General features: G+C 74.7%; 22 protein-coding genes. 8 read left to right on the top strand and 14 right to left on the bottom strand.

Annotated features, from left to right (window positions below):
* Position 1 precedes the first annotated feature (1 nt).
* Positions 2–385 (bottom strand): hypothetical protein, encoded by a 384-nt coding sequence (locus KZX60_RS04160; RefSeq protein ID WP_248115772.1) that lies wholly within the window; start codon positions 383–385, stop codon positions 2–4.
* Between the two features lie 40 nt (positions 386–425).
* Positions 426–1,091, bottom strand: coding sequence for an NAD(P)H-binding protein (locus KZX60_RS04155; RefSeq protein ID WP_248115771.1), 666 nt, complete (start codon positions 1,089–1,091; stop codon positions 426–428).
* Between the two features lie 198 nt (positions 1,092–1,289).
* Here KZX60_RS04155 and KZX60_RS04150 point away from each other — a divergent pair, with 198 nt between their 5' ends.
* The 4 genes from KZX60_RS04150 (at position 1,290) to KZX60_RS04135 (ending at position 5,226) form a co-directional block, all read left to right on the top strand.
* Positions 1,290–2,030, top strand: coding sequence for a ubiquinone/menaquinone biosynthesis methyltransferase (locus tag KZX60_RS04150; RefSeq protein ID WP_248115770.1), 741 nt, complete (start codon positions 1,290–1,292; stop codon positions 2,028–2,030).
* 230 nt (positions 2,031–2,260) lie between these two features.
* Positions 2,261–2,992 carry a response regulator transcription factor gene (locus tag KZX60_RS04145; protein WP_248115866.1) on the top strand — a complete coding sequence of 244 codons (732 nt, stop codon included), beginning with the start codon at positions 2,261–2,263 and terminating at the stop codon, positions 2,990–2,992.
* A 49-nt stretch (positions 2,993–3,041) separates the two neighbouring features.
* Entirely contained in the window at positions 3,042–4,682 is a 1,641-nt protein-coding gene (locus tag KZX60_RS04140) for a HAMP domain-containing sensor histidine kinase (protein ID WP_248115769.1), read from the top strand.
* Positions 4,683–4,836: 154 nt separating this feature from the next.
* Positions 4,837–5,226, top strand: a complete 390-nt coding sequence (locus KZX60_RS04135; protein WP_248115768.1) for a WGxxGxxG family protein — start codon at positions 4,837–4,839, stop codon at positions 5,224–5,226.
* A gap of 44 nt (positions 5,227–5,270) precedes the next feature.
* Here the strand turns inward: KZX60_RS04135 and KZX60_RS04130 are convergent, their stop codons facing one another.
* Entirely contained in the window at positions 5,271–6,158 is an 888-nt protein-coding gene (locus KZX60_RS04130) for an ArgP/LysG family DNA-binding transcriptional regulator (RefSeq protein ID WP_248115767.1), read from the bottom strand.
* Between the two features lie 96 nt (positions 6,159–6,254).
* Here KZX60_RS04130 and KZX60_RS04125 point away from each other — a divergent pair, with 96 nt between their 5' ends.
* The 3 genes from KZX60_RS04125 (at position 6,255) to KZX60_RS04115 (ending at position 9,642) form a co-directional block, all read left to right on the top strand.
* Complete coding sequence (locus KZX60_RS04125) at positions 6,255–7,076, top strand: LysE family transporter (protein WP_248115766.1); 822 nt, start codon at positions 6,255–6,257, stop codon at positions 7,074–7,076.
* Between the two features lie 135 nt (positions 7,077–7,211).
* Positions 7,212–7,664, top strand: coding sequence for an NUDIX domain-containing protein (locus tag KZX60_RS04120; protein ID WP_248115765.1), 453 nt, complete (start codon positions 7,212–7,214; stop codon positions 7,662–7,664).
* 109 nt (positions 7,665–7,773) lie between these two features.
* Complete coding sequence (locus tag KZX60_RS04115; RefSeq protein WP_248115764.1) at positions 7,774–9,642, top strand: ABC transporter ATP-binding protein; 1,869 nt, start codon at positions 7,774–7,776, stop codon at positions 9,640–9,642.
* A 434-nt stretch (positions 9,643–10,076) separates the two neighbouring features.
* Here KZX60_RS04115 and KZX60_RS04110 read toward each other — a convergent pair whose 3' ends face one another.
* From KZX60_RS04110 to KZX60_RS04080, 7 genes are all read right to left on the bottom strand, one after another.
* Positions 10,077–11,246 carry an ABC transporter permease gene (locus KZX60_RS04110; protein ID WP_248115763.1) on the bottom strand — a complete coding sequence of 390 codons (1,170 nt, stop codon included), beginning with the start codon at positions 11,244–11,246 and terminating at the stop codon, positions 10,077–10,079.
* Positions 11,243–12,127 (bottom strand): ATP-binding cassette domain-containing protein, encoded by an 885-nt coding sequence (locus KZX60_RS04105; RefSeq protein ID WP_248115762.1) that lies wholly within the window; start codon positions 12,125–12,127, stop codon positions 11,243–11,245. The genes KZX60_RS04110 and KZX60_RS04105 overlap by 4 nt, the downstream gene beginning before the upstream one ends.
* An 86-nt stretch (positions 12,128–12,213) precedes the next feature.
* Positions 12,214–12,945, bottom strand: a complete 732-nt coding sequence (locus KZX60_RS04100) for a response regulator transcription factor (protein WP_248115761.1) — start codon at positions 12,943–12,945, stop codon at positions 12,214–12,216.
* Positions 12,942–14,255 carry a sensor histidine kinase gene (locus KZX60_RS04095; RefSeq protein WP_248115760.1) on the bottom strand — a complete coding sequence of 438 codons (1,314 nt, stop codon included), beginning with the start codon at positions 14,253–14,255 and terminating at the stop codon, positions 12,942–12,944. Before KZX60_RS04095 ends, KZX60_RS04100 begins: the two co-directional genes overlap by 4 nt.
* A gap of 144 nt (positions 14,256–14,399) precedes the next feature.
* Complete coding sequence (locus tag KZX60_RS04090) at positions 14,400–15,275, bottom strand: VOC family protein (protein WP_248115759.1); 876 nt, start codon at positions 15,273–15,275, stop codon at positions 14,400–14,402.
* Positions 15,276–15,400: 125 nt separating this feature from the next.
* Entirely contained in the window at positions 15,401–17,977 is a 2,577-nt protein-coding gene (locus KZX60_RS04085) for an FtsX-like permease family protein (RefSeq protein WP_248115758.1), read from the bottom strand.
* Between the two features lie 2 nt (positions 17,978–17,979).
* A complete protein-coding gene (locus tag KZX60_RS04080) occupies positions 17,980–18,861 on the bottom strand; it encodes an ABC transporter ATP-binding protein (protein WP_248115757.1) in 882 nt (293 codons plus the stop codon).
* A gap of 122 nt (positions 18,862–18,983) precedes the next feature.
* On the opposite strand from KZX60_RS04080, the gene KZX60_RS04075 reads away from it, so the two are divergent.
* Positions 18,984–19,550, top strand: a complete 567-nt coding sequence (locus KZX60_RS04075) for a TetR/AcrR family transcriptional regulator (RefSeq protein ID WP_248115756.1) — start codon at positions 18,984–18,986, stop codon at positions 19,548–19,550.
* Positions 19,551–19,557: 7 nt separating this feature from the next.
* Here the strand turns inward: KZX60_RS04075 and KZX60_RS11960 are convergent, their stop codons facing one another.
* The 4 genes from KZX60_RS11960 to KZX60_RS04055 form a co-directional block, all read right to left on the bottom strand.
* Positions 19,558–19,872: a hypothetical protein gene (locus KZX60_RS11960; protein WP_282442581.1), complete on the bottom strand. Its 315-nt coding sequence runs from the start codon at positions 19,870–19,872 to the stop codon at positions 19,558–19,560.
* 191 nt (positions 19,873–20,063) lie between these two features.
* Positions 20,064–20,774 (bottom strand): response regulator transcription factor, encoded by a 711-nt coding sequence (locus KZX60_RS04065; protein ID WP_248115755.1) that lies wholly within the window; start codon positions 20,772–20,774, stop codon positions 20,064–20,066.
* 165 nt (positions 20,775–20,939) lie between these two features.
* On the bottom strand, positions 20,940–22,301 hold the full coding sequence (locus KZX60_RS04060; RefSeq protein WP_248115754.1) for a histidine kinase: 1,362 nt from the start codon (positions 22,299–22,301) through the stop codon (positions 20,940–20,942).
* A gap of 94 nt (positions 22,302–22,395) precedes the next feature.
* The gene (locus KZX60_RS04055) at positions 22,396–23,547 is read right to left on the bottom strand and encodes a nitronate monooxygenase (protein ID WP_248115753.1); all 1,152 of its coding nucleotides are present in this window, start codon (positions 23,545–23,547) and stop codon (positions 22,396–22,398) included.
* Positions 23,548–23,562 lie beyond the last annotated feature (15 nt).

Below are 23,562 nucleotides of genomic sequence, written 5' to 3'. Positions count from 1 at the left end.
GTCAGCCCTGGAGGCGGCGCAGCTCCACGGGCTGCCCGCACGCGAAGGAGGCCTCGGCGGCGTAGGTGCGGGCGCCGGCGTCGTCCGGGGCCTCGACGATCCAGAACCCGCCCATCTGCAGGTCTCCCCGGGCGAGGGTGCCGCCGCGCACCTCGGCCGCGGTGCTCGTCTTCTCCGGCCCCTCCGCGGCGGTGGCGTCGACCACGAGCGCCTCCTCCGGGGGCATCAGGCCGCCCGCGCCCACGAAGGCGCCGGCGTTCTGGAGCATGGCGTTGTAGGCGCTGACGCGCTCGTGCGCGATCTGCATCTCCTCGGGGGACTGGTACGCGGCGCCGGTGGCGTGGATGCCCGGCGCGTGCCACACGGTGATCAGGTACTGGCCCATGCGCCCATTCGGGCACACGGGGCGGGGCGCGTCAAGGGCCTCAGGCCGCCTCGACCGCCTCGGTGATCGGGGTGTCGCCGTCCACGAACTCGATCCGCGTGCGCACCGTGGACGGGTCCTCGAGCACGGCCGCGATCACGCGGGCCACGTTCCCGCGGGAGACCTCGCCCCTCGGGGCGTCCGGGGCGTCGAGGTCCGGGTCCACCGTGATGCGGCCGGTGGGCTCCACGAGGGTGAGCGCGGCGGGGCCGAGGATGGTCCAGTCCAGATCGGTCTCCTGCAGCGCGGCGTCCGCCTCGGCCTTCGCCTGGGCGTAGGGGAAGAAGTCGTCGTCCTCGGGCAGGCCGTGCTCCAGCGAGGCGCCGAGGTAGGAGACCATCACGTAGCGCCGCACGCCCGCGGCCTTGGCGGCGCGCATGCTCGCGACGGCGGCGTCGTGGTCCACGGCGCGGGTGCGCTCGGGGGAGCCGCCGCCGGCGCCGGCGGAGAAGACGATCGCGTCCTGCCCCCGGAAGGCCTCGGTGAGCTCGTCCACGCCCGCGTGCTCGATGTCCAGCACGAGGGGGGTGGCCCCGGCCTGCTTGACGTCGGCGCTCTGGGCGGCGTCGCGGATGGCTGAGGTGACGGTGTGGTCGGCGGCGGCGAGCAGCGGGGCGGCCAGCAGGGCCACCTTGCCGTGGCCGCCGAGGATGAGCACGTTCGACATGAGGTTTTCCTTCGTTCCTGCATCGGATGGGTCTGGAGCCCACGCTAGGCCTGGCGGGTGCGGGCCCGGCAAGGATTCAGCCCTCGGCCGGACTGCGGTGTGCGGGATGCCCTGCCGTCGTCGCATCCCACGCGCCCAGCCATGCGCCACCGCCCGGCGCCGCGCCCCGGTGTCCGCCCCGCGCGCTACCGTGGTGGGGTGAGCGATCCCACCACCCCCGTCCCGCGCCCTGCCGACGGCCGCACCCCGGACCACGGGGAGCGCGTCTCCTCGATGTTCGACTCGATCGCCGGGCGCTACGACCTCATGAACACCGTGATGACGTGGGGCCAGGAGCCCCGCCTCGTGAGGCGCACCGTGGCCCGGGCCAACGTGCCCCAGGGTGGACGCGTGCTGGACCTGGCCACGGGCACGGGCGACATCGCCCTGGAGGTCCTGCGCCAGCATCCGGACGCCACCGTGGTGGGCGCGGACTTCGCCCCCGAGATGATGGAGGTCGGCCGGGCCCGCCCGGGCGGCGGCCGCGTGGAGTGGGTCGAGGCCGACGCGATGGACCTCCCCTTCGAGGACGACTCCTTCGACTCCCTCACCCACGGCTACCTGCTGCGCAATGTGGCGGACATCCCCGCCACCCTGGCCGAGCAGTTCCGTGTGCTGCGGCCCGGCGGCTGGATGGCGGCCCTGGAGACCTCACCGGCGCCGGAGAACATCGTCAAGCCGTTCTCCTCCCTCTACATCCACCGGGTCATGCCCCTGGTGGCGCGCGCGATCACCAAGACCCCGGAGGCCTACCAGTACCTCTCCCGCTCCACCGCCGCGTTCAAGACCCCCGAGCAGCTCGCGGACCTGTTCGCCGAGGCGGGATTCGTGAACATCGGCCACCGGCTGCACATGTTCGGCACGCTCGCCATCCACTGGGCCATGAAGCCGTCGGCCTGACCTCGTCCTGGGCCTCACCTCGGCCCTCCCGGCCGCCCGCCCCGGGGCGGGCTGTGCCAAGGGCCACGGTGTGCCCGGCGGTCTGGATCCGCGACCCGGCCGTAGGATTAACACAGAAACCTTTCGGCCGCCGTCGCCGTCCGCTCGACCACCCACCCGTCCGCCCCTCCCTGATCACCCGTGAGGACCGCCCCGTGAGCTCCGCCCAGAACCCCGCCGCACCCATGTCGATGGCCGCGCTGCGTGAGGTGCTCCCCCAGCTGTCCCACCCGGACGGCGCCCCCGTGCGCGTCCTCGTCGTCGACGACGAGCCGATGATCGCGGACCTCCTCGCCATGGGCTTCGGGCTGTGCGGCTGGGAGGTGAAGACGGCCCACGACGGCGAGACCGCCGTCGAGCTGGGCGTCCACCACCAGCCGGACCTGGTGATGCTCGACGTGATGCTCCCCGACATGGACGGCCTGGAGGTGCTGCGCCGCCTGCGCGCGCACTGGGCCGAGGTGCCCGCCATGTTCCTCACCGCCAAGGACGCCCCCGAGGACAGGATCTCCGGCCTCGCCGCGGGCGGCGACGACTACGTGACCAAGCCCTTCTCCATGGAGGAGGTGCTGATCCGCGCCCACCGCCTCGTGCAGCGCGCAGGGCTCGTGGAGGCCGGCGCCGAAGTCCTCGTGGTGGGCGATCTGGTGATGAACACCCGCACCCACGAGGTGACCCGCGGCGGCGACCTCATCGAGCTGACCGCCACGCAGTACAACCTGCTGCGGCACCTGATGTCCAACGTGCGCACCGTGCTCTCCAAGGAGCGGCTGCTCCAGGAGGTCTGGGGCTACGACTTCGGCGGCCGCGCGAACATCGTGGAGCTGTACATCTCCTACCTGCGCAAGAAGATCGACGCCGGCCGCGAGCCCATGATCCACACCGTCCGCGGCGCCGGGTATGTCATCCGCCCTGCCGCCTGAGGCGGCGGTCCCCTCGGACCAGGGGAGCGGCCCGAGGGGTGGGCGCTCGATGCTCCGGGGTCGCCGCCGCTCCGTCGCGACGCGCCTCCTCCTGGGGCTGCTGGCCATCCTGCTCGTCACCATGAGCATCTGGACCGCGTACATCATGCTCGCCGCCCAGGGCATGGTGGACCGCCAGCTGGCCACCTCCCTCTCCGCCGCGTGGGAGCGCGCGGCCACCCAGGTCTACGCCGCCGAGCCGGTCCCGCCGGTGGTCGGCGCCCCGGCGTCATCAGGGGCGAACGGCGCCGACGGCCCAGGGCGACACCGGCCGGGCAGCCTCGCCCAGCCGGTGGGGACCCTGGTGGGCACCGTCTCCCGCGCGGAGCTGGCGGATCACGCCGGCTCGGCTCTCGAGGCCGCCGTGCTCGAGCCCTCGGGCCACCCGCGCACGCTCACGAGCGAGGAGCGCCACGACGTGGTGCACGCGGTGCAGGGCCTCGCCCAGGGGGAGCAGGTGTCCGCGGACGTCGGAGGGGTCGCCTACGAGCTCCAGGCCGGCGGCCTGGAGCCTACGGCCCCCTGGCTGGCAGGCGACAAGGTGCTGGTGGTGGGCCTGCCCACCCAGGAGCTGGTGGAGGGACGGCGCGACGGCGTGGCGCTGACGCTGGCAGGCGTCGCCCTGATGGTGGCGGCCACCGGCGCGCTCGCCTCGTGGTGGATCCGGCGCACCCTGCGCCCGCTGGGCGAGGTGGCGCAGGTGGCCGCCGACGTCGCCCGCATGGACCTGGCCGGCGGCGGCGTGGACCTCGCGCGCGCCCGCCTCCCGCGCCGCGCCCTCGAGGGCGCGGACGAGGTGGCCGTGGTGGGCCGGGCGATGGACCGGCTCGTCGGCGCCGTGGACTCCGCCCTGGAGCGGCGGCTCCGCGAGGAGCAGGAGCTGCGCCGGTTCGTGGCGGACGCCTCCCATGAGCTGCGCACCCCGCTCGCCTCGGTGCGCGGGTACGCGGAGATGCTCGCGCTCACGGAGGACCTCTCGGAGGGCGGGCGGCGATCCCTGGCCCGCGTGCTCGACCAGGCCGACCGCATGACAGACCTCGTGGACGGCATGCTCGTGCTCGCGCGCCTGGAGGCCGCACACCGCGGCCGTGCACTCGGACTGGATGCTTTCGACGGCGACGGCGACGGCGACGACTGCGCCGTGGACGTCTGCGAGGTGGTGCTGGACGCCGTGATGGATGCGCGCGCCGCGTGGCCGGACCACCGGTGGGAGGTCGAGGTGCCCGACCTGGACGGGTCCCCCTGCGGGATGCCCGGCGACCGGGACCGACTGAGCCGGATCGTGGGGAACCTCCTCTCCAACGCCGGCCGGCACACCCCTGCGGGCACCACCGTCGCGGTCTCCCTGGCCCCCGCAGCCCTCCCCGTGAGCGGCGCGCCCGCCATGCGCGTCCGGGTGGAGGATGACGGCGGGGGCATCCCCCCGGAGATCCGTCCGGGGCTCTTCGACCGCTTCGTGCGCGGCGGGGGCCCCCTCGCGGGCGGGGAGCACTCCAGCGGCCTCGGCCTGCCCATCGTGCGGGCCGCCGCCCGTGGCCTCGGCGGGGATGTGACCGCCGGATCCGGGGAGGGCCGGACCCGGTTCGACGTGGTCCTTCCCCGCGTGTCGACGGGGGATTCCGGGGGTCCCTGTGACGGGAATCGCCTTTGACGGCAGGGGATGAGGAGTTGACGGACCCCCCTGATCGCCTGTTTATGGTGTGTTCATAGTGATCGAAACGGGGTCACATCCGGGGGACCACCCCGGGTCTGGACCCCACGTGCTGGAGCGGCGAACGACCGCCTCCGGTGAGAGGAGATTCACCATGGAGTTCCGTAAGACCGCCACCGCCCTGACCCTCAGCGCCGCCGTCCTGACCGGTGCCGCCGCTCCGGCCGCCATGGCCAGCAGCACCGCCCCCGCCTCGGCCTCCACGTCGGCCCCCGCCTCTTCCTCGGCTCCCGCCAAGCAGGAGGAGAAGAAGGACGACAACGGCAACATGGGCCTCTGGGGCCTCGCCGGTCTCCTGGGCCTCGCCGGTCTGCTCGGCCGCAACAAGAAGCACACCGAGACCGTGCGCCCCGCGCACACCGAGACGGTGCGTCCGGCCCACACCGAGACCCACCGCGTCGACACCGACGACGTGCGTCACACCGCCGGCAACGCCAACACCACGCTGAACACCAAGCGTCCCGGTTCGGACGACCTCCGCTGATCCTCGGATCCGCTGACGCTCCGAGGCCTTAGGCCTCGAGCACACTAGGCCGCCGGGGCCGCGCGCGACACCGTCTCAGAGAGACGGTCGAGCGCCGCGGTTCCGGCGGCCCATCTGTGCCAGTAGAGGGGCACCTCGGCCGTGCCCAGCTCGGGGATGCTCTCCAGCTCCGGGTGCGTCCCCGCCAGCACGCTCGCCGGGACCTGCGCCGCCGGCAGCATGCCCCACCCCAGCCCGCTCTCCACCGCGCCCAGGTAGGCCTGTACCGAGGGCAGCAGTTGGTGCGGCGGCGTGGGGGTCGGTCCGCCGCCCCGCACGGCCCGGTGCAGCACCGTGCGCTGCAGTCCGTCGCGCGGCCCGAAGTCCAGGAGCGGCAGGCTCCCCACGTCCACCCGACCCCGCGCGTCCCGATGCCGGTCCAGCAGCACCGAGGCCGCCACCGCGTGGTAGCGCATCGCGCCGATCCGGGTCACCGTGCAGCCCGAGACCGGCTCCGGCCGGTCCGTCACCGCCGCCACGGCCGTCCCGTCCCGCAGCAGCTCCACCGTGTGCTGCTGGTCCTCGCTGTAGAGGTGGAGCACCACGTCGTCCCAGGTGGCCGCCTCCCGGATGATCGGACGCCACCACGTGTCGAGCGAGTCCGCGTTGACCGCCACCGCCAGCGTCGTGCGGCCGCCGGGCGCGTGCCCGAGCGCGGCGAGGGCCTCGTCCTCGAGGGCCAGGGTCTGCCGCGCGAGCCGCAGCATCCGCTCCCCGGCCGCCGTCGGACGCACCGGGACCGTGCGGGCCAGCAGCACCTGGCCCACCCCGCGTTCGAGCGTCTTGATGCGCTGGGAGAACGCGGAGCCGGAGATGCGCAGGGCGTCGGCGGCGGCGTCGAAGGTGCCGTGGTCGACGGCGGCGGCCAGAGCTCGCAGATGGTCGGAGTTCACGGGTCCGAGCCTAGGCCGTCCGGTTGAAGGATTCCTGCAGATCCTGAAGGAGATTGCGATGGAGCGGACGGCGGAGCGGGGTCTACCCTCGCGGTCGTGCCGATCTTCACCACCGGATTCCTGACCTACCTGGCCCTCATCGTCGCGATCGGGGCCCAGACCCTCTTCCTGCTGCGCCAGATCGTGCGACGGGACCGCGTGGGCGTCGCCCTCGGCGTGTGCTTCGCCAGCGACGTGGCGCTGCTCGCCGTGGGCACCGCGGGCATCGGCGTGGTGGCCGAGCACCACCCCTGGATCGTCACGGCCCTGACCGTGTCCGGCGTCGTCTACCTGCTCTGGTTCGCCGTCTCCGCGTTCCGCTCCGCCCTCCGGGGCCAGCGCACGCTCGTCGCGGCGGCGGCCGAGGTGGACGCGTCGCTCGCGCCGGACGCCGTCGAGCTGGCCACGCTCACGGGCGAGCTGCCCCGCATCGACCCGCGCACCGGGACGGTCGCCGGGGGCCACGCCTCGAGGCGCGGCCCCGAGAGCCCCGCCGCGATGCCGGCCCCGCAGCCCGCCGGCGCGGGCGCCGTCGCGGTCAAGACGCGGGTCGAGCCGCGCCGGGTGATGCTCGAGGCGCCCCAGAGCCGCCTCGGTCGGATCGTCCTGCTCTCCCTGTCCGTCTCCCTGCTCAATCCGCACGCGATCCTGGACACCGTGGTCATGATGGGCACCTTCGCGCAGACCTACGGCGCGGACAAGTGGCTCTACACCCTCGGCGCGCTCGCGGCCTCCGCGGTGTGGTTCGTGGTGCTCGGCTGGGGCGGCACCAAGCTGGCCCCGTCCATGAACTCGCCGCGCACGTGGCGGATCGTCGACGCCGTGGTGGGCACGCTCATGCTGGGCATCGCCGCGAAGGTGGCGCTGACCCTGCTCTGACGTCGGTCTGAGGCTGCCCCCCGTCCTCGAGCCCGCTCCGCCCCGTCCTCGAGCCCGCTCCGCCCCGCGGCGAGGCGCTCCGGGAGTGGGACCCATGGACGGCATGCCGTGTGCTGACGGGGCAGAATGGGGGGCATGACCGCCTCTCCCTCCGCCGACGCACCGGGGGAGGCCATCCGCGTGGCCGCCGTCGTGATGGCGCGCCCGGACCGGCGCGTGCTGACCGTCCGCAAGGCCGGGACCACGATGTTCATGTTCCCCGGGGGCAAGCACCTCCCCGGCGAGGATCCCGTGGACACCGCCGTGCGCGAGGTGGCGGAGGAGACCGGACTGCGCCTGCACGCCCGGGAGCTCGCGCACGTGGGCGCGTGGGACACCGCCGCCGCCAACGAGCCAGGCGCGCGCCTCCACGCCGAGGTGTACGCGCTGTGGCGACCGATTGCCCGCCACGAGGTGCCCGCGCCCACGGAGGAGATCGTCCAGCTGCACTGGATGGACCCCGCCGCGCCGGACGCGCCCGCCGGGCACGAGGTGGCGCCGCTGCTGCTGCCGGTGCTGGCCGCCGTCGCCGCGACCCCGATGTTCTGACGCCCCCGACCGCGTCTCGGGTTCAGACGTCCTGGCCCGCGCCCCCACGCCCCCGCGCGTCGGGCCTCGCGCGCCCGGTGCCGTCCGGGGGCGCCACTACCCTGAACCGGTGACCTCCCTGCTGCGCATCCTGCGCTTCGCGCCCCAGCTGAACCCGCTCTACCTCGGCATCGCCGTCAGCTCCGTGCTGGCCGCGCTGCTCAGCCTCGCCACCCCGTTCCTCATCGGCGCGGCCACGGACCGGATCGTGGACGCCGTGGCCGGGCGGACCTCCGTGGAGGAGGCCGTGACCGCCGTGACCTGGCTGGCGCTGGCGTTCCTCGGCGTCGAGGTGGCCACCACCGCGGTGGTGAGCGTGGGCGGCTACTGGGGAGACGTGATGGCCGCGCGCATGCGAACCGTCCTCTCCACGCGGTACTTCGAGCACCTGCTGCACCTGCCGCAGCGGTACTTCGACACCGCGCTCACCGGCCGCATCACCAACCGGCTGAACCGCTCCATCACGGAGCTCACCCAGTTCCTGCAGTTCTTCGCGAACAACGCGTTCACCATGCTCATCACCACCGCCGCGGTCCTGGTGATCACGGGGTTCTACTGGTGGCCCCTCGCGGTCCTGCTGGCCGTCGTGTTCCCCGTGTACATGTGGCTCACCGCCAAGACCTCGACGAAGTGGCAGGTGTGGGAGGGGGAGAAGAACACCGAGGTGGACGTCGCCTCGGGACGCTTCGCCGAGGTGGTCTCCCAGATGGCCGTGGTGCGCGCCTACAACCGGCAGGAGCACGAGCTCGCCGGGTTCCGCGAGCGGTTCACCAAGACCGTGGGGCTCACCCGCACGCAGTCCCGGTTCTGGCACGGCATGGACGCGTGGCGCCGGCTCGCCATGAACGTGGTCTTCGGGCTGATGTACCTCATCGTGTTCGTGCGGACGGCGCAGGGGCTGTTCTCGGTGGGGGACATGGTGATCCTCCTGCAGCTGATGAACATGGCCCGCCAGCCGATCTTCTCCATGAGCTACCTCGTGGACTCCGCGCAGCGCGCCGTGGCCGGGTCGAAGGACTACTTCGCCGTGCTCGAGGAGGAGCGGGAGCGGGCGGGCGGACGGGCGCTCGAGGCGGGGGAGGTGCGTGCTGTCCCGAACGGGCCGGCGGAGGCGCGCGCCGACGTCGTCGAGGGCGAGACAGTGCCGCTTCCCGCGGACGTCCCCGCCGTCCGCTTCACGGACGTGACGTTCGCCTACGACGACGACGCCGCCCGCCCCGTGCTCGACCGCGTCACCTTCGAGGCGGGCGTGGGCGAGAAGATCGCATTCGTGGGGGAGTCCGGCGGCGGCAAGTCCACGATCACGAACCTGCTCATGGGGCTCTATCCCGTGGGAGACGGGCGGATCGAGGTGTTCGGGAACGACGTCGCGGGGCTGGACCTGGCCGCGGTGCGCGGCTCGATCGCCACCGTGTTCCAGGAGCCGTTCCTGTTCTCCGGGACCGTGCGGGAGAACATCGCCTACGCCGACCCGGACGCCACCGACGAGCGGGTGCGCGCCGCGGCGAAGGCGGCGTACGCGGACTCGTTCGTGGAGGGCTTCGACCACGGCTACGAGCAGATCATCGGCGAGCGCGGCCTGCGGCTCTCCGGCGGGCAGAAGCAGCGCATCGCGGTGGCGCGGGCGGTGCTCAAGGACGCGCCGATCCTGGTGCTGGACGAGGCCACCTCCGCGCTGGACACGAAGTCCGAACGGCTCGTGCAGGCGGCCCTCGAGGACCTGATGGTGGGGCGGTCGAGCCTGATCGTGGCGCACCGGCTGAGCACGATCGCGTCCGTCGACCGGATCGTCACGCTGCGCGGCGGGCAGGTGCAGGAGATCGGGACCCCGGCCGAGCTGGCCGAGTCCGGCGGGATCTACGCGCAGCTGCTCGAGCTGCAGAGGGCCGGCACCCAGGAGGCCCGGAAGATGCTGAAGGAGTACGGGCTCAGCGGGTGAGGCCGCGCGTCGTGCGCCGCCGGCGGGCCTCAGCCGCGCGGCCCCCACACGTGCAGCAGGGTGCGCCCGGCCAACGGCGCCGCGTCCTGGAGGGCGGCCCACAGGACGCCCTCCCGATCCAGGGCCGCGTTCTCGATCCCGTACACGCCCGGGTCCGCGCCCTGGTCGGCGGCGGGGACGACGATGGCGGGTCGGGTGCGACGACGGCCGGCCTGTGGACAACCGGGGCTGCCGTCGTCGTGGGAGCCAGGATCAGGACCATGCGCGTGCCCGGCGACTTCCCCCTGACCCTGCGGTCCCGGCCCTTCACCCGGGCCCAGGCGCTGGCGGCGGGGGTGCCCGCCTCCCGCCTGCGCAGCCGCGAGGTCGAGCGGGCGGCGCGCGGGGTCCACCGATGGATCGGCCCGGTGACCGGCACGACGGCGCCCGGCCCCTCAGCCCTGGCGCTGCAGGGCCTGCCGCCAGGTCAGCGCCCTGCCGGTGCGCAGGATGGAGCGCTCGTAGATCGCGGCGGCCAGCCAGATGGCCAGGGCGGTCGAGACCACGAGGATGCCCAGCGCGAGCACGTGCTCCCACATCTGCCCCTGCTCGAGGAAGATCCGCAGGGGCACCGCCACGGGCGCGGAGAACGGGATGAAGCTCATGATCCGCAGGGCCTCGGGGTTGTCGTTGAAGAAGATCACCCCGAAGTACGGGAGCATGATCAGCATCATCACGGGCATGGACGTGGAGCCGATGTCCTCCTGCCGGGACACCATGGAGGCGGAGGCCGCATACAGGGCGGCAATCATCACGAAGCCGATGCTGAACAGCAGCACGAACCACAGGATCGGCACGCCCAGGCCGTCCAGGGGCAGGACCTCCCCGTTGATCTGCAGGCCCAGCAGCAGGGCGGCGGCGACCAGCGCGACCTGCAGGATCGCCATCGCGGCGTTGCCGAGCACCTTGCCGGCCATCATGGCGCGGGCGGGCACCGCGGCCAGCAGGATCTCCACGATCCGCGACTGCTTCTCCTCGATCACGGACACCGCGATCTGCTGACCGAACGTGATCGCGGCCATGAAGAACACCAGTCCGAAGCCGAACGCGATGAAGTACCGCAGTAGCGGGTTCGGGGCGGACGGGTCCAGCAGCTCGACGGCGGGGCTCGTCGAGAGCGCCTGCACGAGGGAGGTGGGCACGTCCGTCATGGCCAGCACCTCGAGCCCGCCCGGGGCGTCGGCGCTCGGCACCACGGCCGCCTCGACGTCCCCGCGCTCGACGGCGGCCCTCGCCTCGGCGACGGAGTCGAGGGTCCGCGCCTCGTAGTCCTCGCCCAGGGCGGCGACGACGGGCGCGGTCTGGTCGACGACGGCGACGCCGGTGGCGTCCCCCGCGAACATGTCGCCCATGCGCGGCACCAGGAGGGTGGCGAGCAGGGCCACGGCGAGGAGGATCATCGTGGTGATGATGTACGCCTTGGAGGTGCCCTTCACCTTCATCTCGCGGGCGGCCACCGTGCCGACGGCTGTCCAGAACGGGGTGCGGCGCGGCTGCGGGCGGCCCGCTCCGTCGGGGCCGCCGTCGGGGCGGCGGTCCGTGGTTGTGGGGTGTGCCGTGCTCATCGGGTGACCTCCGTGAAGATCTCGTGCAGGGAACGGGTGACGGGGCCGAAGCGGTGCACCGGGCCGCGGGCGGCGGCCTCGGCGAGGACGCGCTGGGCGGCCCCCGGGGTGTCGGCGCGGAAGCGGGCCCGGCCGCCGTCGAAGTGGTAGACCTCGATGCCGGGAATGCTGCGCACCCAGCCGGCGTCGGCGTCGGCGTGCAGCTCCCACTCGGGCTCGGCGTGGGAGGCGATCAGCTCCTCGCGGGTGCCGGCGGCGCGGACACGGCCGCCAGCGAGGATGATCAGCTCGTCGCACAGGCGCTCGACGAGGTCCAGCTGGTGCGAGGAGAACAGGACGGGCACGCCGGTGTCCGCGGTCTCGCGAAGCACCTGGAGCGTGGTCTCCACCGCGTTCGGGTCCAGGCCGGAGAAGGGCTCATCGAGGACGAGCGCCACCGGGTCGTGGATGAGGGCGGCGGCGATCTGCGCGCGCTGCTGGTTGCCGAGGGAGAGCTCCTCGAGGCGGCTGCCGGCCCGGTCCGCGAGGTTCAGGCGCTCGAGCAGCTCGAGGGCCCGCGCCTTGGCGTCAGACCCGCGCATGTGGTGCAGCCGCCCCAGGTAGACGAGCTGGTCCACGACGCTCATCTTCGGGTAGAGCCCGCGCTCCTCCGGCATGTAGCCGATGCCCGCGCGGTAGTCCCGGGTGATGGGGGCGCCGTCGACCTCGATGCGGCCCGAGTCGGCCTCGAGGACGCCGAGCAGGATGCGCATGGTGGTGGTCTTGCCGGCGCCGTTGCCGCCCACGAAGCCCGTCATGAGGCCCGGCCGGATGCTGAAGCTCAGGTCCTGCAGCACAGGGGCGGATCCGAAGGACTTGTTCACCTCGTTCACTGTGATCATGGCTTCAGCCTAGGAATCGCGCCGGTGGGGCGCCTCCGACGTGCGGCGGAGATCGGCGGCTCCCCCTCCCGGGGGAGATCGCCGGCTCAGCCGGCCACGCCGTGCTCGAACGCCCAGATCACCGCGTGCACGCGGTCCCGGGCGCCGGTCTTCAGGAGCACGTTGGACACGTGGGTCTTCACGGTCGCCTCCCCCACGAACAGCTCGCGCGCGATCTCCCCGTTGGAGAGCCCGCGGGCCATCGCGCGCAGCACCTCGGCCTCCCGGGCCGTCAGCCCGACGCCGTCCCCAGCCCCGGCTCCGGACCCGACGCCGCGCGCAGGCTCGGCGGGCAGGGGGTCCGCGGGTGCCGGGGCCGCGGGAGCCGCGTCCGCCGGGGGCGGCGCCGCCCCGGCCCCGGCGGTCATGCGCTGCAGCACCCGGCGCGTGACCTGGGGGTCCAGCAGGGCGTCGCCGCGGCCGAGCACGCGCACGGCCTCGATCAGCTCCTCCGGCCCGGCCGACTTCAGCAGGAAGCCCGCGGCCCCGGCCGTCAGGGCGGCGAAGAGCGCCTCGTCCGTGTCGAAGGTCGTGAGGATGGGCACGGCCGCCCGCGTGCCGCCCGCCACCAGCCGACGCGTGGCCTCCACGCCGTCCAGCCGCGGCATCTGCACGTCCATGCAGATCACGTCGGGGTCCGTCTCGGCGGCCAGACGGAGCGCGTCCTCCCCGTCCCCGGCCTCGCCCACCACCTCCAGGTCGGGCTGGGAGCGCAGGATCGCGGTGAAGCCCACGCGGATCAGGGGCTGGTCGTCCACCAGCAGGACGCGCAGGGTCATGGGGTCTCCTCCTCGATCACGGCGGGCACCGCGGCCCGCACGAGCCATCCGCCGGAGTCCTTCGGTCCGGCCTGCACCGCGCCGCCCACCGACGCGACGCGCTCCTGCATCCCCACCAGGCCCAGCCCGGCACCGGAGGCGAGGCCGGCCGAGCGGGCGCCCCGCCCGTCGTCGCTGACCTCGAGCTCCACGCGGTCCGGCTCTGTGCGCAGCCGCACCTCGACGGCGGCGCGCGGCCCCGCGTGCTTGCGCGCGTTGGTGAGGCCCTCCTGCGCCACCCGGTACAGGGCGAGCTCGGCGGGCGGGGTGAGCGAGGGCGGGGAGCCGATCCGCGTGAGGCGCACGTCCTGGCCCGCCGACCGTGCCTCCTCCACGAGGCCCTCGAGGTCCTCGAGGGTGGGGAGGGCGGAGTGTGCGCCGGCGTCGTCGCGCAGGGTGTGGACCATGGTCTTGAGCTCGGCGACCGCCTCGCGGGCGGAGGACTCGACGCCGTGCAGGTGGCGCGCGGCGGCGTCGGGGTCCGCGGCCAGGGTGAGCCGTGCCGCGCCGGCCTGCACGCCCATGGCGGTGACGTGGTGTGCGACGACGTCGTGCAGCTCGCGGGCGATCCGCAGCCGCTCGAGGGACACGGCCTGCTCGGCGAGCCGCTCCTGCTGGGCGCGGATCTCCGCATGGGCGGCCTCGAGGTCCTGGCGGGCGAGCGCCTGGCGCCACGCGCGGTCCCCGAAGAGCCACGCCGCGCCGAAGTAGGCGAGGTTGACGAGGGTCTGGATGCCGGCCATGGCGAAGTACGCGTTGACGCCGCGCTCGCCGACCTCGGGGTCGCTGAAGCCGTCCACCATGACCCACGCGAGCCACACGGCCATGACCGCCGCGATCCCGGTGCGTGTCCAGAACGCGCGCCGCCGGTCCGGGCACCACGCCCCCACCGTGTAGAAGGCGAGGAACAGCACCACCTGCGAGGCGTAGAGCTCGACGCCCACCCACGTGGAGACCGCGAAGTATGTCAGCGAGACGACCGCGGCGACGGCCACCGGGAAGCGCCGGCGCCACGCGAGGGGGAGGGCCAGGGCGACGGCGCCGAGGGCGACCCAGCCGACGTCCTGCCTCCACGGCATCGAGCCCAGGAAGTCGGAGAGGTAGGCCAGCTCGACGCCGGCCACCACGAGCACCGCGGCGAGGATCGCGTCTGCGCGCCGCCAGCGGGGGGACAGCGCGCGCACGAGGGGGCGCCCGCCGCCGGCGGTGGCGCCGCCGACGGCCACGTCCGGGGGGCTCGGGACGACGTCGACGGCAGGGGTGGCGGGCATGCGCCCCACCCTAGCGACGGGTGCGGCGGGGGCACCTCCCCCGCGCGGGGGAGATCCGGCGCCGCGCGCGTGCCGCCGACGCGGCGGGTCACCACGAGGGGCTGGAGTGGGTGCGTCGTGGAGGAGCGGCGGGCAGCGCCGCCCTCATCCGCGCGGCGGCTGGTTCAGCTGGAACGTCGCGCCGGCCGGGTCCAGCACCGAGGCGACGACGCCGAACGGCGAGTCCATCGGCCCGTCCACGACGCGGCCGCCGTGCTCCGCCACGACGCGCACGGCCTCCTCCATGTCCGTGACCTGGAAGTAGGGGCGCCAGTAGCTCGGGGTGCCCTCGGGCAGCCACGGGGTCGCGTCGCACAGGCCAGCGGTGGAGTCCTCGTCGGCGAAGTTCGTGGCGTACGCGGGGCCCTCGCCGGCGGCACCGGGGTCGACGTCGCCCGCCGCGCCGTCGTCGTCCGGGGCGTCCCCGCGCATCGGGACCACGTCCCAGCCGGCCACGTTCCGGTAGAACGCGGCGTCCGCGGCGACGTCCGTGGACATCACCTCGAACCACACGGAGGTGCCGGGGGTCAGCGGCAGGTCGTGGCCGGGGAACTCGCCCGGCTCCCAGAAGCCCAGTGCCTCGCCGCCGGCGCTCTCCACGATCGCCATGCGGCCGAGCGGGCCCACGTCCATCGGCTCATTGACCACGGTCCCGCCGTGCTCGGCCACGAGCTCCATCGTCCGGTCGATGTCCTCGGTCTTGAGGTACACCGTCCACACGGCCGGCGGCATGCCCTCGGGTGCGGGCGGCAGGTCGGCCGCGTCCATCGCGCCGCCCACGGTGGCGTCGTCCTTGCGGATCATCATGTAGTGGCCGTACTCCTCGCCCTCGTCCTCGAAGGTCCAGCCGAACAGCGCCTCGTAGAAGGCGCGCTGTGCGGGGAAGTCGACGGCGGTGTAGTCGATCCACACGGGGGAGCCGACGGTGACGGCGGGCTGATCGGGGGTGGCGGAGAGGTTCGTGACGGAGGTCTCGCTCATGGGGCCCACGCTAGACGGCGGCGCCGAGCCTGTCTGCGGTCGGCGGCGCGCCGCCGGGGAGCCCCGGGCGTCTCTCGCGGGCCACCCGGCCGCCGGGCCCGGAGTGCCCGGCGGCCGGGCCCGCATCACACGGCCGCCAGGCCCTCTACGGGGCTCAGGTTCGCCGCCCGACGAGCGGGCAGCAGCGCCGCCGCCAGTCCGGCGAGGGCGGCCACCAGCACGATGAGGGCCAGCTCGAGCCACGGAACGGTGGGACGCACCACGGAGGATCCGCCCGAGTTCGCGAGCAGGTCGCCCAGGATGAGCTGGGAGCCGGCCCATCCGTAGAACACGCCGAGCGCGCAGCCCAGCAGGGCGGCCACTCCGGCGATCAGCACGGACTCGATCGCGATCATCCCGCGCAGCCCGCGCCGCGTCAGGCCCAGGGCCCGCAGCAGCGCGTTCTCGCGCGTCCGCTCGATCACGGAGAGGCTCAGCGTGTTGGCCACGCCGACCAGCGCGATCAGCACGGACACGGCCAGCAGCGCCACCACGATCCACAGCATCGCGTCGATGATCTGGGCGTACACGGCGCGCGTCGGGGCGCCGCCGTCCATGATGACGGCGCCGGAGCCGGCCGCCTCGGTGACGTCGTCGGCGAGGGCCTGCAGCTCGTTCACGGGCACGTTGCCCGACAGGGCCACGAGCAGCTGGCTGGGCACGGTGACCCCGCCGTCGAAGGCCACGGGCGCTCCGTCCCACCCGGCGGCGCGCGCGGTCTCCTCGGCGACGTACACGCCCGAGCCGAGCGAGCCGCCGCGCACGGGGGCGAGGGTCCGCTCGGCGCCGGCCACGGTGGCCGGGACGTCGCCCTCCACCCACTCGGGGACGAACACGGTGCCCGGCTGGCCGAGGCGCGCCTCCTCGTCCGGGGGCAGGTCGGCCACGGCGCCACGCAGGGCGGCGCTCGGCGCGGCGAGCACGGTGGAGCCGTTCTCCGTGGTCCCGACCGGCACGGCCAGGGCCACGGCGCCGACGTCGTCCACCCCGCGCACGCGCTCGGCGGCGGCTGCGGCGTCCGCGCCGGCGGGCACCGAGACGACGAGGTCCACCGGGTAGGCGGCGTCCAGGGCCAGGTTGGTCGTGTCCTGCGCGGTGCGCCCGCCCGTCAGGAAGAGTGCCACGAGGGTGGTGCCCACCAGGAGGGCGGCGGCCGTGGCCGCGGTGCGCGAGCGGTGCCGCGTGGCGTTCAGGCCCGCGAGGCGGCCGGGCACGCCGGCCGGGCGGGCCAGCACGGACGCGCCGCGCACGGCGGCCGGCACGAACAGCGAGGCCAGCAGGAGCACGCCGAGGAAGGAGAGCGCTCCGCCGCCGATCGCGGACAGCGGCTCGGGGGCGAACGCACCGAACAGCATGAGGGCGGTGCCGCCCACGGCCAGCACGGTGCCGATCAGGGTGCGCACCACGCCGCCGCGGGAGGCCGCGCGGACCTCCTCCGCGGGCCGCAGGGCCTGCAGCGGGGAGACGCGGGTGGCGGCGAGGGCCGGGGCGATCGCGGCGGCGAGCGTCACGAGGACGCCGACCAGGACGGTGACCAGCAGGGTCACCGGATCGGCGGCGAAGGTGAGGGTGTTCATCTCGAACATCGCGCGGACGGCGGCCACGAGGCCCGCGGTCGCGGCGACGGCGAGGACGACGCCGAGCACGGAGCCGATCAGGCCCACCACGAGCGCCTCCACGAGCACGGAGGTGCGGACCTGCCCCGCCGTGGAGCCGAGGGTGCGCAGCAGCGCGAGGTCACGCGTGCGCTGGGCGACGAGCACCTGGAAGGTGTTGGCGATGACGAGGGCCGTGACCAGCAGGGCCAGGGCGGCGAAGCCGCCGAGGATCCAGCCGAAGACGTCCGTGCCGCCGCTGGCGTCGGCCAGGGTGGCGCGTGCGGCGTCGTCCGGGGTGCGGACCTCGGCGGACACGCCGCGCTCCGTGAGGACGCCGGTGACGGCCGAGGCGACAGCGTCCCGGTCCGCGCCGTCGGTCAGGCGCAGCAGCACGTGGGGGCTGTAGGCGTCCACGGCGCCGGCATCGCCGACCTGCGGCTCCTGCACGGCCGCCACCGTGGGCCCTCCCGCCCAGATCTGCCCGCCCGAGGAGAGGGTGGGATCGGGGGAGGGCGTGGTCAGGCCGGTCACGGTGGCCTCGATGGTGCCGCCCACCGGATCGCCGGAGAGGGTCACGACGTCGCCGACGGCCACGCCCTCCCGCTCGGCGGTGGAGGTGTCCAGGGTGATGCCGCGCGGATCGGCGGGGGCGGGGTATGAGCCCTCCGTGAGGGAGACGGCGATCAGGGAGGAGTCGCGGGGCACCGGCTGGACGATCGCGCCGAAGTCCGCGTCCCCCGTGGTCGCGGTCGCCCACGTCAGCTGCGTGGAGTAGGCCTCCTCGACGCCCTCGATCCGCCCGAGCGGGCCGGGCTGCCCCGCCGTGCCGGCCAGGCCGGGGAAGGCGGCCGTGGGGTCCTCGGCGGAGGAGTCGGAGGCCTTCGGCAGGACCACGAGGTCGCCGGCGGCGTACGTGTTGCCGAGCGTGGTGCGCAGGGTGGCCTGGCCGCTCGAGGAGACGAGGAAGGAGGCGGCCAGGAACATCGTGCCGATGAGGATGGCCAGGATGACGGAGATGTAGCGGCGCGGCTGCGTCCGCAGCTGGGAGAGGGCGACGGTCCACATGCTCAGCGCACCCCGCCCCGCACGGAGGCCGAGGCGCCCTGCGCCGCACCCGTGGACAGCGCCGTCATGGCCTCGGTGACGGACTCCACCGTGGGGCCGATCAGCTCGCCGGCCAGCACGCCGTCGGCGAGCAGCACCACGCGGTCCGCGGCGGAGGCCGCCACGGGGTCATGCGTGACCATGATGATGGTCTGGCCCATCTCCCGCGTGGAGCGGCGCAGCAGGCCCATGACCTCCGCGGAGGCGGCGGTGTCCAGGTTGCCGGTGGGCTCGTCGCCGAACACCACGTCCGGGCGGGTGAGCAGGGCGCGGGCGACGGCGACGCGCTGCTGCTGGCCGCCCGAGAGCTCGTGCGGGCGGTGCTTCAGGCGGTCCGTGAGGCCGAGCGTCGCGGTGATCTCCTCGAGCCACGCGCGGTCCGGCTTCTTCGACGCCAGCTCGAGCGGCAGCACGATGTTCTGCTCCGCGGTGAGGGTGGGGACGAGGTTGAAGGACTGGAACACGAAGCCGACCCGGTCCCGGCGCAGGCGGGTCAGCGCGGTGTCGTCCAGGCCCGTGATCTCGGTGCCGCCCAGCATCACGGACCCGGAGGTCGGGGTGTCGAGGCCCGCGAGGCAGTGCATGAGCGTGGACTTGCCCGAGCCGGACGGGCCCATGATCGCGGTGAAGCGGCCGGTCTCGAAGTCCACGTCCACGCCCCGCAGGGCGTGCACCTGCGCGTCGCCCTTCCCGTAGGAGCGGGTGAGGGCGCGCGCCGAGACGGCGTGCGCCGTCGTCGTGGTGGCGGCGGGTCCGGGCGCACCGGTGGCGAGCGGGGAGGACGCGACGGCGTGGCCGGCGGTGGGGGAGGTGTGGTCGCGGGGCGAGGCGGCTGCGGTGCTCATGGGCCCACCCTCCCGCGGGCAGCGCCCGCACGGGATCGGAGCACGGGATGGACTGCGGCGCGCCTCGGGTCATACCGGGGGTGGACCGGCACCTGACCTGAGGAGGATGGGAGGATGGGGGCATGAGAGCCGACGCCCGCGCCAACCGCCAGGACCTGCTGGCCGCGGCCGCACACCTGCTCCAGGAGCAGGGCGCCGGGATGTCCCTGCGCGCCGTGGCGCAGGAGGCCGGTCTCGGCGTGGGGACGCTGTACCGGCACTTCCCCACCCGGCGCGACCTGCTCACGGCCGTCCTCGAGCAGGTGGTGGTGCGCATCCGCCGCATCCTCACCCGCTTCATCGCGGGCGTGGGGGACCCGGAGGAGCGGTGGCGCCGGCTCGCGAGCGAGCTGGCCGAGGTGAACCTGACGTCCATGCTGGCCGCGCTGGACTCGGTCACGGCCCGCGACCTCCCGCAGCACGACCTCTTCGACGAGGCCGAGGAGGAGATCCTCGACCTCGCCGACCGGGCGGTGGCGATGGCGGCCGAGGCGGGCCTCGTGGGGGAGGACCTGACGGCCCGGCACTACTTCATGGGGCTGCTCACGCTCACGAGGCCGCTCACCTCGGACGTGCTGGACCGCTTCCCCGAGCAGAACCACTGGCTGCTCGACGTGTACCTGCGCGGGCTGCGGCCCACGGCGGGCTGAGCGCGGCTCAGTCCTCCGTGCGGCAGAGCACGGAGACGCTCACCCCGGCCAGCGTGGTGATGGCCCCGGTGAGCAGGAGGCGCGGCAGGCCCTCGAGGTCGGTGAGCAGGGCGAGGCCGAGCATGGCCAGCGCGCCGGTGACGAGGCAGACGAAGAACACGAGGCAGTCGCCGTCGCGCTCGTCCCTGACCGTGGAGGTGCTCCCGCGGCCGGCGGGGCCGGTGGGACGGGTGGGGCCGGTGGGACGGGTGGGTGCCGCGGCGCTGGTCGGTGCCGACTCGTGCGGTGCCGTCGGCTGGGGCTCGGTGTGCATCGTGGTCATGGCGGTCACTCCCCGGGTACGAGACAGGCCCATCGGGGCGCTGTGACTCCATCATCCGGGGCGCGGCGCGCGGGCGGGACCGCCGTCCGGATGACTTCCCCTCGGGCGGGTGTCATACCCGGGTATGAACGGTGAGGGCCGTCCGCTGCGGCGGCTCGGCCGGGCGCCGGCGCCGGTCCGACGCGGCAGCCTCAGTACTGCACCAGGCCTGCGCGGTGGGCGATGAGCACGGCCTGCACGCGGTCGCGGGCGCCGAGCTTGGCGAGCACCCGGCCCACGTGCGTCTTCACGGTGGCCTCGGAGAGCACGAGCTCGGCGGCGATCTCCAGGTTCGCGGCGCCCTGCGCCATGAGCACCAGCACCTCGCGCTCGCGCGGGGTCAGCGACGCCACGGCCGCCTGCTGCTCCTGGCACTCCGCGCTGCGGACCTGGTCCGAGCGCAGGCGCGGGGCCATGTGCGTCAGGAGCCGGCGCGTCGTGGACGGGGCGATCACGGCGTCGCCCCGGTGCACCGTGCGGATCGCGGAGAGCAGCTCCTCGGGCGGGGCGTCCTTGAGCAGGAAGCCGCTGGCGCCCGCCTCGATCGCGTCGAACGCGTACTCGTCCAGGTCGAAGGTGGTCAGCACGACGACGCGCGGGGCGTCCGGCCGGCGCAGCAGCGCGCGGGTGGCCTCGATGCCGTCCATCTCCGGCATGCGCACGTCCATGAGCACGACGTCGGCGCCCGCCACGGCGACCGAGCCAGCGGCCTCGCGCCCGCTGCCGGCCTCGGCCACGACCGTGAGGTCCGGCTGGGAGTCCACGAGCATGGCCAGCCCTCCGCGGATCAGGGCCTGATCGTCCACGAGGGCCACGCGGATGGGGGCGTCGGACGGGTCGGTACGCTCGGGGGCAGTGCTCATGCTCGGATCCTCTCAGACGGACGGCTCTCCATGCCGCCGGGCGCAGTACTGCCAGGTGACCCCCGTGGTTGCTTGGCAATACTGCGCCCGGCAGAGACGCGGGCGGGTGTTCGACGGCGGGTGTCCGCGGGCGGGAGTTCGGCGGCGGCCTCTCGGCGGCGGGCTCTAGACCGCGGAGTAGGGCAGGTGCGCGCTCACGCGGAAGCCGGCCCCGACGCGCGGGCCGGTCTCCACGGTGCCCCCGAACAGGGTCACGCGCTCAGCGAGTCCGCGCAGCCCCTGGCCCGAGCCTGCCGTGGCGGGGTCGGCGCCGGCGCCCCGCCCGTCGTCGTCGGCCTGGATGTCCAGCCCGCGGGCGGTCCACGCGAGGGTCACGAAGGCGCGCGCCCGCGGGCCGCCGTGGCGCAGCGTGTTGGTGAGCGCCTCCTGCACGATCCGGTACGCCGTGAGCTCACCGCCCGCCGGGAGCGCACGGCGTGGGGTGCCCGTCTCCAAGAGCGAGATCTCGAGGCCGGAGAGGCGCATGGTGTCGACGAGCGAGGGCACGTCCGCCAGTCGGGGCTGCGGGCGGTGCTCCACGGGACGGGAGCCGAGGCCGCCGGGCGAGGCGGCGGGGCCGGGGGCGCGGGGCGTCGACGGCGCGGAGGGCTCCACGGTCCCCGCGCCCGTCCCGGACTCCGCGATGCCGGGCACCCCGGCCACGGTCTGGCCGGTCTCCCGGAGCACGCCGAGCAGCTGGCGCATGTCCGCCAGCGCCGCGCGGCCCGTCTGCCCGATGGTGCCGAGCGCCTGCACGGCGATCTCGGGCCTGGCGGCCGCGGCGTACCGGGCGCCGTCGGACTGGGAGATGATCACCTGCAGCGAGTGGGCCACGATGTCGTGCATCTCCCGGGCGATGTGGTTGCGCTCGTCCGCGGCGGCCAGCTGGCGCTCCTGGCGCGCCTGCGTCTCGAGCCGGCGGGCGCGGTCCTCGAGAGCGCGCAGGGCCAGCCGCCGGTGGCGCACGGTGTCCCCGAACGCCCACGCCGTCAGCACCACGGAGCCGCAGCCGATCGTCATGATGACGAACGCCTCGAGCGTGGGCGGGGACTGCACGCCCTCGGCGCCGGTGAACGCCGCGGGGAACAGCCATACGCGCAGGCCGTTGAGCAGGCCGCCCGCGAGCGCGGTCAGCAGGCCCGCGAAGGAGACCCACCGCGGGGCGTTGGCCGCGAGGTTGTAGACCGTCATCGGCACGAGCACGAGCACCGCGCTGAACTCCGGGCCGAACAGCAGGTGGAGCACGGCGAACACCACGACGACGACGGCCGAGGCGACCGGCCGCGTGCGGCGGGCCGCCCACGGGAGGACCATCCCTGCGGAGAGCACGATGGCGATCGCGGCCTCGACCGGAGCCGGGCCCGCGAGCGTGCCCAGCATGACCCACGGCCCCGCGCCGAACACCAGGAGCAGCAGGACCGTGGTGATCACGTCGGTGCGCACCGGGTGGGCGCGCATCCACTGGTCGATCCGGTGCAGGGGGTTCACGCGGGCCAGCCTAGGGGCGTGGCCGCTCGCCGCGCGTCAGACCGGGGGATGACGCCCCCGGCACGACGGGTCTCGGAGCGGGCCCCGGGGGCGCTCAGCAGGGGTCGAGGGAGGCCAGCACGGCGGCGGCGTCCGCCTCCCGCACGCGGCCGGCGCCGGTGCCGGCCCACAGGTGCACGCGGCCCAGGTCCCCGCGCTCGGCGGCCGCGGCGCGCAGCCCCGTCGTGAGCACGTTGACCTCCGGGTACGCAGCCGGCGCGTCCGGGAACGCCGCCATGAACGGGGTCCGCAGGGACCGTGCCCAGCGCCCCGTGTAGGCGCGGGTCACGGCGGTGTCGGCCACGCCGTCGTCGCCGGTGAAGGCCCCGCCCGCCGCGGCCTGCCGCAGGCCCTCGCGGTGCACCGCCGAGGTGCCCGCCTCGGGCGTGAGCAGGAACGCGGTGCCCGCGGCCACGGCGGTGGCGCCCGTGCCGAGGAGGGTGCGGACCGGCGCCGCGGAGGCGACGCCGCCCGCCGCCACGAGCGGCATGCCCGGCCCGACGGCGGCGGACACCTCCGCCACAAGGGCGACGGCTCCCGTGGTCCCCGGGTCCGCGGCCGGGTCCAGCGTGCCGCGGTGGCCTCCCGCCTCCGGGCCCTGCACCACGAGGAACGCCGCCCCGTTCCGCACGGCCGCGCGCGCCTCGGCCGTGCTCGTCACGGTGACCCCGGCCACGATGTCCGCGGCGGCGAGCCGGCCGAAGACCTCTGCGGCGGGCAGTCCGAACGTGAAGGTCACCATCGGCCAGGCCTGCTCCTCGGCCGCGGCCAGCATCGCCTCGAAGGCGTCCCGCTCGGCGTCCGGGTCCGGGGTGGCGTCCTCGATCGTGGGCAGGGCCGCGCCGAGCTCCTCCGCCACCGGCGCGAGGCGCTCGCGGTAGGCGGCGACGTCGTCGCGCCGGCGGGCGCGCGCGGCGGCGGTGCGCGCACCCGCCGGGACGGCGGTGTTGACCGCATCCGGGACGAAGAGGTTCACGCCCCAGTGCTCCTCCCCCCGGGATCCGGCGGTCAGGAGATGCCGCAGCTCGTCCACCTGCGCGCGGACCTCCTCCGGGGCTCGCATCCCGCCGGCCAGGACGCCGCCCCCGCCTGCGCGCAGCACGGCGGCGACGAGCGCGGGCGTCGAGGGCCCGCCGGCCATCGGGGCGGCGAACACGGGCACCGCGGGGGAGAGGACGTCATGCGGGGAGACGGGGGTCATGGCCATGCCGCCAGCCTAGGA

It is taken from the genome of Micrococcus sp. EYE_212 (genome assembly GCF_023147585.1).
GTDB lineage: Bacteria > Actinomycetota > Actinomycetes > Actinomycetales > Micrococcaceae > Micrococcus.
This window is presented reverse-complemented; position numbering and strand designations above follow the sequence as displayed.